Raw genomic sequence first — 17,552 nt, 5'->3', positions numbered from 1 at the left:
GTGCATCTTTACAAGGTATATGAAACGATTCCGGCTGCTGTTGGGTATTCCTTCCTGTTTGCTGCTCTGCCTCGCGGGCAGCAGCGGGCCGGCTTTATCCCAGCCGCAACAAAAACCGTTGACCGTTACCAGCCGGGAAACCTATCCCATTGAACAGTATTTGTACTGGATGCAAACAGAACGGCGGCTGCCTGCAGACAGTGCCTTTTACCTGTTGCAACATGGGAAAGGCCGTTTGCTGGCGCCCGGCATCTCTATCAACTCCGGGTTCAGCAGCTATTATTACTGGATGACGTTCACCCTGCAAAATACATCAGGTACCGGCAAAGCCCTTTTCTATCAGTTCAACAACCCCTATATTGACGTCATAGACATTTATCTTAAAACCGGCGGCGGTTTTGAAAAACTGTGGTCCGTGGGGTCTTTGTTTCCCTTTACAACAAGAAACTATCCCTATCATGATTTTGTATTTCCCATAAGTATAGGCGCGGGGCAAAGCGCCACCTACCTGATCATGGCTGAAAAGCGGGGCGAACTATTCAGTACAAAGCCGGAACTCATGAGCGCCCGTCATTTTAAAAAGAAGGAGCAAAACCTTTACCTGGTCTTCGGAACAATTATGGGCATGATGCTCTTTAATATCCTCATCAATATATTCCTCGGCGTTTCATTAAAGGACCGGATCCATTTCCTGTATGCCATCTATGTATCTGTAGCGCTACTATGGTTCTTCAGCAGTATGGGCATCGACTACCAGTTGTTTTTTCCCAACCATCCGGCATGGTTTCAGCAGTCGCAGGGGATCACCGGCGCCGTCACCATGGTGCTGATGGCCCAGTTAGCCACTGTTTTTTTAAAATTAAGGCAGACAAAAACCAGGGTGTATACATTTTTGACCATCACAAAATGGGTATTGATCCTCATTTTGCCCATAAAAATAGGCGTCTATACCGAACTGCCTCTGTATTCGGCAACAAAGAAGATCGTCATGAACATTTACTTGCTTGCAGTTGCCGGCATTGCTTTAGGGATGATATGGGCCGCTATATTGCGCATCCGCCAGGGTTTTAAACCGGCCTGGTTTTTCCTGGCAGCCATGTTTTACCTGGCCTTTAGCATAGCAAAAACCTGTTATATCATTATTGGCCGGGGTGACGTATCCGAGCTGGTATCTCCCCCCACCAATATACAGCAGGGGATCATTATTGAAACCATTATCATTTTCATAGGGATCATTTACCGGTATAACCTGTTCAAAAAAGAAAAAGAAACGCTGCGCCTGGCATTGGCTGGCCAGCAGCTCCAAATGGCACAGCAGATCGTAAATGCGCAAGAAGAGGAACGAAAACGCCTTGCCCAGGATCTGCACGATGATGTGGGCGCCACCTTAAGCTCATTATTGCTGCATATTACCAATCCACCGGAAACAGGGAGGCCGGCAGCGCCGTCTGTACAACAGCACTATGAGCGCAGTACAGCCATTACCCAAAAAGCGCTTACAGATCTCCGGAATATTTCGCATAACTTGTTGCCAAAGGATCTTACGACATTGCACTTATTCCAGGAATTAAAGAACAGGATGGATGTGCTGAACAGCTTTGGCGCTACCCGTTTTGCAATAAGTACCGATGGCGATGATACAAGGCTCAATGAAATGCAGACCGTTACCCTGTACCGGATCATTAACGAGTTGGTGAATAATATCGTAAAACATGCCAAAGCTTCACAGGCCAATATTGACATGACCATTACGGATGAACAAACCACCTTGGTTGTGGAAGACAATGGTATTGGCTTTTTGGAACATAACAAAGCAGCAGGCATCGGGCTAAAGAACATTGGCTCCCGTGTAGCCTTTCTGAACGGGGAAATAAATATTGATACCAACAGGCAGGGCACAACCATTATTATTGTGATACCACTTTAAAAATTTACATGCATGAATCGGACAAGGATCATTATAGCGGACGATCACACACTTTTTGCCGACGGACTGGAACAGATCGTACAGTCACTGGACACATTTGACGTGATCGGCAAAGTAACGGATGGCAAAATGCTGATGCAGAAACTGAATACCGATGTGCCGGACATGATCCTGATGGATGTAAATATGCCTTTTTTAAATGGTATGGAAGCGGCCCAAAAGATCCTGAGCCGGTTTCCTAAAATGAAGATCATTTTCATCAGCATGTACAACAATGCGCAGCTAACCGAACAGGCAAAAAAAATGGGAGCGGCCGGCTTTATTATGAAGGACGTAACGGCGCCGGTACTGAAGGAAGCCATCCTGAATGTGAATAAGGGGTTGACTGCTTTTCCTGTCGCAACAGCGCAGGTCATTGTTCCCGGTTTTCCGGAAGAGGAGGATCCGTTCCTGCTGCGGTACAAATTGTCGCCCCGGGAGCTGGATATTTTGCAGCTGATAAAAGAGGGCAAGGCCTCCAAGCAAATTGCAGGCATACTGGACCTGAGCGTTTACACCGTTGAAACACACCGGAAAAACATACACCGCAAACTACACGTTCAGAGTACCGCTGAGCTGATCGCCCTGGCTCATAAAATGAAATAATAAAATCAGGGGTTACAAATTACAAAACCCTCATCACTTAAAATAGGTATTGCAACGGGGTTCCCAATGATTTAGATTTATTGTATCAAAAGCATACATTCTTTTTTGTGCCGGGTAGGCCCTCGTCCGCAAAGTGACTCATCATTTGCAAAGTCAATCTCCATTTGCAAGGCTGGTTCACCAGGAACCGGATGAGAAAAAGCAATGTACCAGACAGCTCTTGCCCGATTGAACTTTAAATAGTATCATATGCCCCGGAAATTAGGCCTTTTTGACCTCTTAGCGCCACAATACCTGGCCGGAATCCAGCTGCCGCAGCAGGTATCCAGTTACCTGTCGATCCTGGCAGTGGACGAACTGAACAGTTTTTACGACGACAACTTCGTGGTGTACACCGGTACTGCCAGCTTTGAGGATTCCGGCAGCGGCACGGCCGAAGTGGTACATGAAGAGCCCAGCGGAACCCGTTTTACCTGGGAGAAAAAAAACCTCGGGTTCCGGATGATGATCCCGCGGGACGGAGCCGAATTCGTGGATATGGCGGCCAACAGCTCATCAGATGGCAAATTGCCCCAGGTAGCGGCCCTGCTGAACGACCTGCGTCCGCAGCCGGATGCGGATATGGACGTACTGCCGGTTCAGGTGGTCGATTACCCCGCAGTAGCGTTCCGGCTGGAACTGCTGATCGATGTGCTGAATTTTTCGCTGGGCGATACCTGGAAACCCGGCACCATCGACCCCTCCAATAACCGGGTAAAAATTGATCCGGAGCATGCCAGTGAACGGGTAACCATCAGCCTGCCCAAGGTATTGATCAGCTATACGCAAACAGATAATGCCAATGACCTGAACCCCCAGGTAAAAATTGAAAGCTGGGGCGTTGCCGGTTTTGATGCGCCCCAGGACCTGGCCATGGGAGAGCTGATACGGATGCATCCCTCCATTGCCGTGCACCAGAGCGAGCATGTGGCCTTTAGCATCGACCAGGTGGTACTGGACCTGAGCAAGGATGCTACCCCTCCTGAGATCCTGGATCATTTTGGTGTGGATGAGGACTGGACCGGTATTTATATTGGCCAGGCGCTTTTATACTACAGCAACGACCAGGGGCTGGGTTTTAACCTGCGGTTCAAAGACGCCCTGATCTCCTTTGACGGGGAAGTGACCCTGGAAGCGGCCCTGGATCTTTACCTGAATGAAACGCTCAGCAACCTTAGCACAACTCCTGTCTTCTATAACGGCGCACAGCGTGTGAATGGGCTGGTCAGAGGGATCATCGATCCCCCGGTTTCTGTGCTACCTGCAGGGCAGCCCACCGGGAGGATAACGGTACCGCAGGGCACCGTGATGCAACTGGATATATCCGGCGGCATGCCCGCCTATACCATTGAAGTACTGGAAAACGGCACCAATATCTGGAACGGCAGTGCCCGCTCAGCCACTTTTAATACTCCCGGGGACCGCAATGTATTTATTGCCGTTACCGATTCGGCAACCGGTGTCAGCGGGCCGGGCCACAGTTCGGAATACATTAAGGTAACAGTACAGGCGCCATCTGCACCCGCACCGCAGCAGGGTACCAGTGCCGATAACCCGGCTTCTACAGACCCCTTGCAACCGTTGGATCCTTTTAATATTACGGGCAACGACACCAATCATGAACTGGCCATCAGCAGCAGCGGCGAAACCGTAGGGCTTACCGTAAGAGGGCCGGAGCCTTTTTCGTTGACCGTTACCGGTGGCGCCAGCCCCCAGACCTTTACCAACCAGCGCACCGTGCAGCTTACGGTTCCCAATGATACCCATCTTTCGGTAAGTCTCACCTTCCAGGGCAACCCGGGAGGCGCGCTTCCCGTTCAGCCGGAGGCCCTGTTCACCTTCAAACGCCCAACTACCGGATCCGGCGATATGAGTGGTTATACCAGCAACCCGATGAGCACGGACGACAGTATTTTTACCGCTTCCTGGAACAGCATCCGGGCCAACTTCCCCGATGCAGCCGGCATTGCTTCCATTCACCTGGAGGGCTGGGCCAGCAATGATCCCAGCGGCGCTACCGCAGATATCAATCTTTCCGACCGGAGAGCACAGGTGGTAAAAACATTGCTGGAACAACTATATCCCGGCATCACCCCCACCAAACATGCCAACGGGCATTCCGGCCTGCCCTATACACCGGATTCCAATGCATCCAACCGGATGGTGCGCATCACCTTTACTTCGGCGGCTACCGCAGACCATGCCATCACTGCTACCGTCCACCGTCCGGCTTACAATCCCGGCGATCCCCCCCCCGCGCCGGCACCACCAGCGCCCCCGCAGGCGCCCCCCCTGCCCAATTCCATACCACCCGTGCTGAAGCAGCTGGGCATACGGGTAAAAGTAGAACGCAACCGGCTCAGCCTGCTGGAACTGTATGGGAAAATTGATTTTCAAACCGAGATGGAGGACCGCCTGCGGACAGAATCCGGCGAGTCGAACGGGCTGGAGCTGAACAACGGCAACCCCAACGACGGCACCGTCGATTTTAAAATAGGTTACCAGTACGACCAGGCCACCCATGAAACCACGCTGGTCTTTATGCTGAAAAGCGATGCCACTGATACCGACGGGCTATTGCATATGGATAACAATGCAGACCGCACGGATCGTCTCAAAAATATCTTTGGCGCCCTGCTGCTCTTTGCCCCCATTATCAACAGCGCTGCCACCAAAGTAGGGCAAAACACCGATGATGCCGGCGCCTGGATATCGCTGGCCGTAGGGCTGGGTGTACCGGTGGCTATCGGCAGCCTCAACGTATTCCGCACCCGCCGCGTGATCTTATTCGGCGGGGAGGCCCGTACCCGCTTTGTAACACCGGCCGCAGGAGAACCCCTGCGCAGCTTTGATATCGGGCTGGTGTTTGACTATGAGGTACAGTTTGACATTATTTGTGAGCAACTGGGCATCGGCCGCGACCGGCTGCCGGGAGCCGGCGCCCCCCTGCCCCCGCCGCTGCGCGCCCGGTACAAGGCCATCGGTTTTAATCTGAACTATTCCGACACGCCGGCTTATAAAGGACTTACCTACACACCGGTCTTTGATGCCAGCCGCGGGTACGACCTGGACCTGAGCGATCCGTCTTTATTCCGGCTGCCCGATCCATTGGGTCAGCTATTCAATATTGCCGGAGCCCGCATCGCCCGATTCAACCCGGTAACCCTCGAAATCGATTTTGTTATAAAGGTAGACCTGGGCGTAATTACCGTAGACCGGTTCAAGCTCAAAATACCACTGGACCCACCCGGGGTACCACAGATCATTCCCAGCGGCGTGCGGGTCAATATTCCCGGGGTATTGGTAGGCAGCGGGTATGTAGAGATCCTCGACACTACCGTGCAGGTGCCGGTCAACGAAAACAATCCTGATGAGGGGTTCCGGGAAATTCCTGCCAAAGGCGTGCAGGGTGGTCTGGACCTCACCCTGGTGAGCCTGAAGATACGTATTGCCGCCAATGTAGGAGTAGGCACCATCAAGGACCCCGTTACCAAAAGGGAAGCCATCAGTGTTTTTGTAGGACTGCGGGTTGAGTTTCCTACCCCCATTATCCTGGGAGCCACTGGCCTGGGCATCTATGGCTTCCTGGGTGTATTTGCCATGCACTACAAACGCCTCGAACCTGCCGCCGACCCCACAAGCGCCGTGGGGCCTGCATTACGCTGGCTCATTAATGCCGACGGGGATCCTACTAAATTAAAGAACGGCAGTACCGCCCTTTGGGGTATGGCGCTGGACCGCTGGAGTTTTGGCGTTGGCGTTTTACTGGGTACAACAGAAGGAGGTTTCCTCGTTAACCTGCAGGGTATGTTTGTACTGGAGCTGCCCGGACCCCGTATCCTGATCATGGTAAAGGCAAAAATCGTTTCGGTACTTCCTTCCAATCCCGCCCAGCCTGCTACAGAACTGCAGGTAGGCATCATTGGTATTGTAGATATCGACTTCGGGCGCCAGCAGCTGACACTGGGCGTAATGCTTAATTTCAGCATCAAACAGGTGCTCGCTGTTACCCTGCCCATCGAATTGTATTTCAGCTGGAACAATCCCAGCAACTGGCACCTCTGGCTGGGCACAATAGCACAACCGGCCAGCGCCACCATACTGGATATTGTACGCGGTTCGGCCTACCTGATGCTGCAGGGAAACGAGCTGGACTATTCCAAATTCGGCAACCGGGTCCCGGCATTTTTACGCAATAAAAAACTAAACGGCATTGCCATCGCCATTGGCCTGGAAGCCGCGCTGGTGCTGGGTGATGAGAGTGCGGGCGTTTACCTGAAGATAGCCGCGGGCGCGCATTTTGGCGTCAGCTTCAGCCCCTTCCTGGTAGTGGGCACCATGTACTTTGAAGGCAAGCTGCGCCTGGTCATCATCAGTATTGGCGCAAGAGGCAGCTTTGATGTAATGGTAAGCCAGATATCCGGCACCAACGATCTGAAAGTGTATATGCACGGGGAGATCTGCGGCAGCATCGATCTCTTCTTTTTTGAGATCAGTGCCTGCGTGGGCCTTACCATTGGCGACGACAACTACGATGTGGAAGCGCCGCCGCTGATACGCGGGGTGTACCTGCAAAGCTTTAGCCCGGTGCTCACCAGCGGACAGGGCAGTACCAAACCCATTGATGCCAGCCTGGGCAATGCCCACGATCTTGCATCCGGTCCCGTTCCTTCCAACCTGCTCTCCGTTCCCATCGACTCCCTGCCCGTTATCCAGCTGCATGCCGCACCACTGGTAGACGGGAATTTTGCCGCCAGCTCCTTTATACAATCACCGGGCACTTATAGCGGCACCGGGGGCACCATTGCCCTGAGCGATGAAGTACAGGTAACCTACACGCTGACCAGTGTAACCCTTACCGAGAACGGAGCCGGTTACACCGACCCCTCCGGAAAACCACCCAGTGTATGGCGCATCGACCGGCCTAATAATGGCAGTCCAACCGACACCAGCATTGACCTGGCTACTTTCAGCAGAACCCCAACCACGGCTCCTCATGCCGTGGAAAGAAGCACCGAGCTGGATACCAATGTAACCGTTCGCTGGCAGGATGCCTGTAAAAAGCCCGCCCCTCCCGCTCCGGTATTGTTCACCTTCTGTGAACAGACCATCGGCTACTCCTCCAACGGGTGGACACTGACCGGCATCCCCAAACCCGACCCCGACGGTACCGTAAGGCTGAAAGCGGTGAACACTACCCTGCGGGTGGTTGAATCGACCCCCAATAAAAAATTCAGCAGTTTTGATATCCTCATGAGCGAGGCCGGCTATGGCACCTGTAATGCCGCTAAAATACTGGGCATTGACCAGTACAATGTGCAGGTGCCGCCATCAAGGGAGCGGAAATGCTTTAAGCTCACCCGCAGCCGGAAGGAATATGCAGCCAATCCGCTGATCGTGGAAAAAGAGCTGGAGATCTTTAGCGCAGCAGAAAAAAGATCGTTCTATACCACGGCCCGCGGTTTTATAAAACATACGGAACTCAAGCCTTTTGAAAGCCCTTATAAAACACATTTCCGGCTTATAAAGGAACAGATCGGTTTGAGCATCCGCGAATACATGCGCATCGATGTACTAAAAGACCCCGTCAATGAAATAGATTTCACTTTTACCAGCTTTAATACAAAGGCAAAAGAAGAGCCCCGCATGATCTTCTATGCCTATGATGCGGCGGGCAAGCTGGTAGACAAGCAGCTGTTTATCGATAAAAGCCGGAAAGAGGAAACCCATGTGGTATCATTAACAGGCGAAAACATCAAGCACATTATTGTATATAACCGGAACTTTACCGGGCAGTTTTTGCAGCTCTGCTATACCCGTATCCGCAAGCCGGAACTGGATCGTTTCAAAGACATGCTGAAATGCTTCCGCACCCTGCAACTGCCTTATTGCTCAAGACCGGATGAAAAGAAACGGCGGGAGTTTATAGAATGGCTCAAAGACGAGGAGATCAAAAAGTATTATGATTCGGCCGGCAATTGCTGTTATATCCATTTTGAAACCGGCCCCTGCGCATCCATATTATTTTACGGAGGCCTGCTGAACCAGCTAAAGGAATCCACCCAGGCCACACAATTGAGCGAAGCCATTGCCAAACGGATAAAGGTAGAGGAGCTGGATGCCGATGGAAACGTATTGCATACCTACAGCCTTGCAGAGCTGGTGACCGATTACGATGTGGCGTTACCATCAGACATACCCGGCGACTGGCTGAATGCAGGCCTGCCCTGGAGGCCCAAAATGATCCCCACACTGGCCTACCTCAACAGCGGGTTCTTTAACCAGTACCGCAAGATCCTCTTCCTGGTAAAACCCCAAAGCGCGGCAACCACGCGGATCCGCATCTGCGCCTGCGACCGGAGTATCGGTTACCCGCTGTTGCTGGTATCAGCGATTGAAACCCTGCAACTGAGTGAAGTAGCGCAAAATGCCCAGGTGGGCGAAATGCTGCAGACCGAGCAGGAGACCCTTACCGGCTATTTGAACGATAACAGTCCCATTCCGCTGTTAAAACCCGGCAAAGAGTATCGCATTTCTGTAAATTACCATGTAAAGATTGAAACCCGTCAAAAGAAATCAGATCCGTTCAAGGTCAAAAAAGAAGCAAACAAAACACAAAGCTTTGCATTCAGAACCGACGGTAAGCCACCATTACCCCTGGCCCCCTATGTATTGGGCACATCGCCTGTAATGGATGAAGGATTCCATTTTTACAAAGACCCCGTCTGTGTTGTTTTTAATGATAATGCATTCCTGAAGATGTACCAGGCATATGGCAAGCAGCTGAAAGCCGTGATCCGCGGTGCCGACGGACAGCCCGTGTTCCAAAGCCCGGAAATAGTGAGCACCCTGGAAGCAATTCCGGCAACTGTAAAAACACCCTACCGGGAGGCAATTGAAAAGCTCATCGAAGAGGGAAAACTACCCTGCATAGGCGAGATCAGTTTCCCGACGCACGCAATCTATACCCCGCCGTTTGAGTTGAAACCACTGATGCCGTATACTTTTGATCTTGAATTTGACCCTAAAGATCCTGTTGCCGCCGATCAATCGGAGCAACCGTTGTTCCGGCGGGGTTTTAAGACCAGCCGTTATGCCAATCTTGAAGCATTTACAGCCGACCTGCAATCCACAGCGGTCAAACACAAAGCATTGACCGGATCCTTTGCCGGCCTTCCCGCACCGGGCGGCGGCCCGGACCCCGGCGTGCATACGCTTTCGGATATCGATTTTGAAAATATGCTGACGGCTGCTGGCATCGCCCCATCCAACGCAGGCGAGCAAACCGGGTTCACGCTGTGCTGGAGTAACCAGGCGGGCGACTTCGCCCCCTATGCGCTGTTGATCGATGCAGCGGAACCGGTCTGGCGCACCCGGACTGAGGCCGTAAAGAAACCGGTGCTGAACGCGCAGATGACCGAGATTGATCCCAACTTTAAAATTTACGAAAATACCCCGGTGGATAGCATGATCCTGAAGCAAAAAGCGGGGGAGACGGTCATCCTTCAATTTGTAAAATCAACCAGTGGCACCCGCACGCTTGTTGTGTTCAAAAACATTGTCATTCCGCCCGCAGGACTCAGCACTACCGTGAACATAGTACAGCCGGCCAGCGCGTTCTACAACTTCCCCGACAAGACCCTGCCATTGATCACCCTGAACCTTTCGGCAAAGGCTCCCTGGGAGGATTAACCTGCCTGCACCATAAAAACAAGAATCTGAAACCGCAACAATAAAAAATCAAGTTATGTTATTAACGCACCCCGCATTTCAGCTGTTCAGTGCTTCATTAAAAGAAGTAGTGTTGCAGGGCATCTGGCAGAAAGTATTTTTGCCCGCAGCAGGCGGTGACGAGGATGTAAAAAGATCCCGGCTCAGTTTTCCCGGGCAAACAATACCGGTTGCCCTTCGCTGGACCACCCACCCCGAGTTCGGATTTCCCCGCAAACCGTTTAATGTATACCGCAGGCCGGGGCGTTACCCGGCCGGGGGCATCCGGCGCCTGGTAGAAAACAGCGCCCAGGCCGTCAATGTATGGCGCAGTTTCGATTTTCATGAGGAGCTGTTTGTGATGGCCATCAGTTGTGATGTACCCGCCGGACAGTCCCTGGTATTAACGCCCATCGGGCGGGACAATACCCTTATGAAGGCAAAAAAATATACCCTTACCGCGGCAGGTACCGTATTGTTTAAAGCACCGTTCATGACCGGTATCCAATGTGAAGGTATGGGAACAGTAACCAGCCTGGTGGGTGTAACCATGCAAAGCGTACTGAACGCAAGCGACTGGCAGCATATACAGGTGGTAGGCCTGCCCTTCAAAACCGGTGTGGTAGGAGGACTTGGCTACGATGGAGATCCGCAGGGTTTTGTGCCGGCACTTTTAGACGCGGAATCGGCCGCCCGCCTGCGCTTAAAACTGGGCCAATGGCTTTTTATGCCCCCGCCCTCTGTCAGTGCAGCCGATCCCCAATGCCCGGACGTAAACTGGAAGCACCCTGAAGCAAACGACTATCTTAAATTCCTGCAGACAGAACAATTGCCCATGATCAATGATTGTCTTACCAACTGTGACGACTACTCATGGGTACGGGAAACAAGACAGGTCTTTTACAAAAAGGAATACACGGTTGATGGGCTGCATCAGCCCGGAGGAGGACCACCCCAGCCGGCAAAGGCCGTTATACCGGTAGTGAACCATACCTTGCTCTCTGTTACCAACGAAAGTCCCGCCAGCCTGGGACTGGGCTTTGGCACTTACGATTTCCCTTCGATGAAGCAACCGGGCATCGAGACCAATGAATTCAAAATGATGAAGACCTATGCCGCCGCTTCCAGCCAGCAGTTGCTGGGCATGGACTATATGGTAACCGCGGCCTATGTGGTACGGCCTTTTGAAAAATTTGAATTCAGTTTCCTGGAGGATCTGAGCAGGGAACTGGTCTTTGCCGCCCTCAATGATGAGCGCGCGCTCCCCGTTACCCCGGAGCAGCTGGACGCCATCGGCATCCAGTTAAACCGGCCCGAAACCCGGGATGCACCTTATACCCAATCTGTAAAGCTCCGCTGGAACCAGAGTGTAGTGCCGCAGGGCTATGGCACGGCTGCTAACTACAAGGCCGGCAGCAGCACCCAGGTAATGAATGATGCCTATCCTTTCGACAAAGACTGCTATAAGAACTTTTTTACCCCCGTGCCCAAAGTCAACGGAGTAGAACAGGATCCCGGCGATGTAGGCCGCTTCATCATCAATGCAACGGAAGAGCCCATACCCCTTTATGGCAGTGAAACACACAAATACTTTGTGGCCGGCTGGGACGTTTTTGGCCGCTGGAGCGGTTGGTCAAAAAAGAATTTTATGGCAGCGGCCCCGCAACCCCAGCAGCCGGGCATCATGGCCCTGAATCTGGTATTAAGACCGGGCGTGGACCTGTATACGCTGGCGCCCAGCCAGTCGCCTGTACCCTGCCAGTTAGAGATCGAGTTCGGGTGGGATTGGATCGACCGTTCACCATCGGTCATACAGATAGCCGGCACCTTTTTCGACGCTGCGCTTACAGAGCCGCCGCCAGGAGTGCCTTCCTTCTTTGGGTTAAAAACCGGGGATACCACCACCCCTGTTATCGAAGTTCATTTTCCGTTAAACGACCCCACCGTGGTGCCCGTGGTAGCCTCACCGTACCAGATCTCCATTATGCATACCAACGTACCGGCGGTGCCTTCCGATCCCGTGGTAGGCAGCAGCGATGTACCTGCCAATAACCTGGTACGCTATAAACTGATCATCCCCAATATTGATTGCAGCTTCCCGGGCGGCCCGCCTTACCAGGTAGCTTACGCAGCCTATATCCGCGGACTGGAGCGGGTGCGCATCCCCGTAAATGAATACAGCGACTGGAATCCATGGGATATTCCCTTTGACCTGGTGAACCGTAAAAAGATCCAATATACCACGCAAATGGATGATCCCCGCCCGCCGGCAATTACCACGCTGCCTGCAACCGTAAAATTTACAGCCATGCCCGATGCCGCAAAGACCGCACGCGGCAAGCTGACATGGCCCACAGCCACCAATGCCATTGGCTACCATATATGGGAAGCCAGCGAAACTGCCATCAGGGCTACGCTCGACAAACAGTTAAAGCAGGAATTCCCTTCCGACAGCACCAAACACCTCAGACCATTGAGTGAACCGCTGACAGACCGGGCCACCCAGTTAAGAGACCTCCTGGCCCAGCCGAAATACAGTGAGCCCTGCCAGCGCTTTTTCAGCCGTGTCAATAAAGAACCGGTCCTGCAGCCAGCGATTGAGCTCAGCCTGCCCGGATCGGCAGATATTCTTTTCCTGTACCAGGTAAGCAGTGTGAACAGTGCCAACATCGAAAGTAAAAAAAGCAATGTGATCTTTTTTGCAGTGCCGCAGGTTATAGTGCCTGCATCACCGCTGTTACAGGTGCGCCGGTACAAAAAGAAACTGGAATCGGATCCTGTGGGCGAAGGCATCGAGGTAAAAGTTGTGTCCACTATCGGGGAGGAGCCCCTGGGCTACCACCTGTACCGCGTGCGAAAGAAAATTGCCGGAAACGATGTGGGCATGAAGGGACTACCCGTCTACCTGGAAACCGATGCCCAGTGGATCGATACCGAGATCACCTTCCTTAACGGTACGTCTTATAAAGGGAAAAAGATCAACGACCTGGGTGTAAGTAAAAGCTGGCGGCCCTTTGTATACCAGGCCGTGGCCATTGGCAGGGCGGATCCTGAACGTGGACTGTATAGCGGCATCAGCGGGGGCAGCACCACAGAACTGATCTATTTCCCCCCGGATATACCGCCTGCAATTGTTTCGGCAGGCCTGCCGGCCTCCAACGCCTTTTGCACCCGTTTCGAGATCGATACTTCAGCACCCTTTGAAATGCTGGACCTGGGCAAAACCCGGATCGAGATCTTTGAGCTGGACAGTAATAACCAACGGGTCCTGAAAGGAAGCTTTATTGCACACGAGGTTACTGAAGCCGCAACCCCGGTACCCCTTGCCACAAATGCCGGCGCGGCGGATGCACTGCCCGCCATCAGCCATACGCCCGTTAACCATGTCACGGGTATTACCAGATTCAGCCTTTGTGTGAAGGGTTCCCCCGTTAAAATGATTCTCAGGATCACAGATCCCCTCAACCGGTCCGGTGAAATCCAGCTGGAGTCCTGACCGCATTGTTTTGATGAACGTTAAAAAATAGTGTATGCCTTTATTACAAGACCTGACTACGGAGAACCTGAAACAATTTGGTATTGAAGGACTGAGCTTTACTATGCCGGCAACAACCCCCAAATGGGCCGGTGAGAACAGTAATACGCCTTCCATTACATCAGATGGTGATACGCTTACTTTAAACTATACGGCCAATAACTGGCTGGCGCCTTTCAGCGGTATCATCAATAAAGCAGACAGCACCCACCCGCTTTCGTTTAACCTGCAAAAGGCAGACGGCAGCATGGTGCAGGAAGATGGCGCTGTGCTGCGTTTGTTTCCCCAGCAAATACTGCGTATGAAACGCCTGCTGGCTTTAAAATTTGAGCAGGATAATGCCCATAGTTTTGAAAGATCCGCAGGGCAGCCGCTCCGGCAGGTGCCGGCCTTTATCTTTTACAGCGGCAGTGGTGCTGCCGGCGTTACAGAAGGGTATGTTACAGCCGGAGAAGATCTGGGTTTTAATGGCGGCATGGGGTTCTATGATGAGCAGGGATACCTCCTGCACCCCCTGTATGCAGCCAGCCTTGTAAAAAGCCTGCTGGGATTATACCCTGTACTGAACATCGACAACACGCTCAGCAACCAGCTGGATGCCATCATAGGCAGCACGGGCAGCCAAATGATACGACTGGTAACGGCCGACGGGATGCCTTACAGCGGTGATCATATTGAAGGGCTTACCGCGGTGAACGCAGCCATTGGCCTGTTCACCATCGATACCTATTCCGGAAGTGATACCAGCCTCAAAGGTGAACTGCGGCGCCAGGCTGCCACGGCCGCCTCCGGTAATTTTCCACCGGCAAAAGCAGCGCGTTTTTTTATGGGCAATATTACCTATTGCCGCATGGCTGATACAGTTCCGCTGGTAACATTCCCTGCGGGCCTTGGGGCCAACACGCCCGCCCATGATTTCTTTACCGTTAAAGTGGTCGAAACCGAAAAATACCTGCTGGGCGATGCCAACAGCAGTTTTAACGGCACCCAGCTGGAGCCCAAACCATTTATACGCCTGCACCAGAACGTTTCACTGTTGCCAACAGGTAATCATTTAATGGGCCGGCTGCAAACGATCTTTACTCCACCCCTCACAGAAGGTTTATGTGCCGCCACCGCAATAGACGGTACATTGCCCTTTCCTGCAGATGAAAACAATGTTCTTTGGCCACAGTTCCCTTCTGTTGGCAGCGTTACCGCCGATAACAGTTTCCCAGCCTTGTTAAAAAATGAGATCAAAACCAACAGCCGCGCCGACTTTATACCTGCAAATGGCGGCGGTCAGCCAACCGATATCCGGCTAAAGCTTACCGGTATCCCGGCAGGAGCCGCCCTGCGCGTGTATAACCGGGTATTCCTGACCGATGCCATTATAAAAAGAGGCGATGGTGCCGGCGGTATTTGTACCTCCACCGTAGCCCCGTTTACCGGCCGTACCCTGGATGGAGAGCTGGACCTGGTCCTCACCGATCCGCTCGGTTTAAAACGGCCCGATGGCACGGTTACCGTACCCACCAACCCCGAATTGACCTTCGACCTCATGATCAACTTAAATGATGGCGTCAATAAACGCCTCTACGGGGCCATTACCCTGCCGGTACAATCGGCAGCCGTAACCCTTCCTCCGGCCCAACCCAACAATGCCATCCAGCCGCTTGCAAAAAAAGGCATCTGCACAGCCGCCATCCTGGGGCTCAATACAACATCCGTCACTTCGGTTGATTTCAGCAGCTTTGAAAATTTTGTCAATAGCATCCTTACGCTTTGTACTGATACCCAACCCCGCGATGCCTGCCGGCTGCCTACCATGGCAAGAAGAGACCTGCTGGCGGCCTCACTAAAAGCCGGTAACTGGCAGGCATTGATCAGCGGCGGCTCCATTACCGCGGCACTCCACAACGCCCTGCAGGACCGGGGCTGCCCGGGAACACCGGGCGGAAAAGAAACCAGCAATACCGGGCTCTACACCCAGCAGGGGCAGCTGGCCTATGACATCGGGCGGATGGCATTCAGAAGAACCACGGGGTTTTACGACCGCATCGTACAGCTGGCTGATGCCAACTGGAACGAACCCGCCGCAGCCCCTGTGCCGGGCGAAACCGAAACGCCCGGCGCCGCCAACGGAACCGTATGCGGTGCTGTTTTGCAAAACATAGCCCCTTATTGCGAAACCCCGGAACTGGCCTTATTAAAAGCCATCATTGAGCCTAATATCAGCAGCATACCGGCCAGCTTTGACGACCTCGTAAATCTTGTAACAGGCTGGATCAATAATATCAATACCGGCGCATTGCCTGCGTTGCTGGGCACAGCAGCCGGACGGCTGAAAACAGAGCTGGTCAACCGGCTCAATACGCTTAAAGATAACAATGCACTGGCCGAAAGCGATAAAGAGCGCCTGTATAATGAACTGAAACGCGAGCTGAGCGCCTCCTGCTACGGCCGGCGGGACACACAATGGGCATTGCAGGAAGCGATCCGGAATGCCCGCCAGTTTATCTATATCGAAACCCCGGGCTTCAGCTTTACGCAGGGCTCCCAGTCGGCCGGTTATACGGTGGACCTGGTGCAGGAGCTGCAGGACCAGTTAGCCGCAAAACCCGGGCTGAAACTGATCCTCTGTACACCGCGTCAGCCAGATTTTGCAAAAAAATATGATCAATGGATCCGAAGTGAAATAAAAGAGCGGTTTTCCATTATCAACAATCTGCCGGTTAAGCAGATAGTGGCCTTTCACCCAATTGGTTTCCCCGGCCGCCCCTCCAACCTGGAGCAAACGGTAGTCATCGCAGATGATGTATGGGCACTCGCGGGCAGCAGCGCCCTCCGGCGGCGGGGGCTTACGTTTGATGGCAGCAGCGATGTGGTAGTGACCGATCTGCAGCAATCGAACGGAAGCTCCCCATTGATCAAAGACCTGCGTATCGGGTTGATGAAGCAGCGGCTCGGCATTCCCGGTAATGATACCACCAGCAGCCGCGCCCTTCAGTTACAAAACATACGCACTGCGTTCAAGATGATCCGGGAAACACTGGTGGCAGGCGGGCTCGGCAAAATAGAACGCCTGTGGAACGGCCATGAAGAGGGTATTGCCTATTCGGATCCGACCATTGACAGGGAGCTGGCAAATCCTGACGGGCTGGAATTTAATACGTTGAGCGCCGCAGTATATACCATCTTTACCGATCTGGCACTGTAGTTAAGGTCAGTTCTTCTTTCCCCATTGAACCCGTAGGAATTAACCTGGCGTATATGCAATGACTGCCCGGATACACTTCTGCCAGCAATCATCATCATTCCCATTTGATGGGAGCAACAACTAATAATAAGCCGGCATCAAAATTATTTCTTTTCCCGGTCAGTGAGGACACTGACCGTGGCGTGGGCCGTGGTTTGTGTCCTCACCAATGCTATTAAAATAAGGCGTATAATCACCTTATGGGGAAAAACGCCTTATTTTGTGTTTGAAAACTAAAATATATGTCAAAAGTAACAAAATCTGAAGGAGCGCGCAGTAGCGAAGGCTCTAAAAAAAATCTTTTCTTTTGTTGAGCGCCCCGTTCTGGATAAGCAATATCTTAACCGTTCGGTTGATTTTACCCGTAACACCAAACTTAGCTTTTCATCCATTGTCCTGAAGATTGTTCATGGTTTTACCGATTCTGTGGAGTATGAACTATCTGCGTTTTTACCCCG

General features: G+C 52.6%; 5 protein-coding genes. All 5 read left to right on the top strand.

Annotated elements, in window-relative coordinates; genetic code table 11:
- The first annotated feature begins 19 nt into the window (after nucleotides 1-19).
- The 5 genes from BLS44_RS13515 (at nucleotide 20) to BLS44_RS13495 (ending at nucleotide 17,055) form a co-directional block, all read left to right on the top strand.
- Nucleotides 20-1,927: a sensor histidine kinase gene (locus tag BLS44_RS13515; protein WP_090390826.1), complete on the top strand. Its 1,908-nt coding sequence runs from the start codon at nucleotides 20-22 to the stop codon at nucleotides 1,925-1,927.
- A gap of 12 nt (nucleotides 1,928-1,939) precedes the next feature.
- Complete coding sequence (locus BLS44_RS13510) at nucleotides 1,940-2,572, top strand: response regulator (protein ID WP_090390629.1); 633 nt, start codon at nucleotides 1,940-1,942, stop codon at nucleotides 2,570-2,572.
- A gap of 249 nt (nucleotides 2,573-2,821) precedes the next feature.
- Nucleotides 2,822-10,303 (top strand): DUF6603 domain-containing protein, encoded by a 7,482-nt coding sequence (locus BLS44_RS13505; protein WP_090390628.1) that lies wholly within the window; start codon nucleotides 2,822-2,824, stop codon nucleotides 10,301-10,303.
- A 55-nt stretch (nucleotides 10,304-10,358) separates the two neighbouring features.
- Nucleotides 10,359-13,817: a hypothetical protein gene (locus tag BLS44_RS13500; protein ID WP_090390627.1), complete on the top strand. Its 3,459-nt coding sequence runs from the start codon at nucleotides 10,359-10,361 to the stop codon at nucleotides 13,815-13,817.
- Between the two features lie 34 nt (nucleotides 13,818-13,851).
- Entirely contained in the window at nucleotides 13,852-17,055 is a 3,204-nt protein-coding gene (locus tag BLS44_RS13495; protein ID WP_090390626.1) for a phospholipase D-like domain-containing protein, read from the top strand.
- The last annotated feature ends 497 nt before the right edge of the window (nucleotides 17,056-17,552 follow it).

Origin of the sequence: Niabella drilacis, assembly GCF_900101395.1 — a bacterium.
GTDB lineage: Bacteria > Bacteroidota > Bacteroidia > Chitinophagales > Chitinophagaceae > Niabella > Niabella drilacis.
Note: the sequence above shows the minus strand (reverse complement) of the source record. Positions and strands in the feature narration are given on the sequence as shown.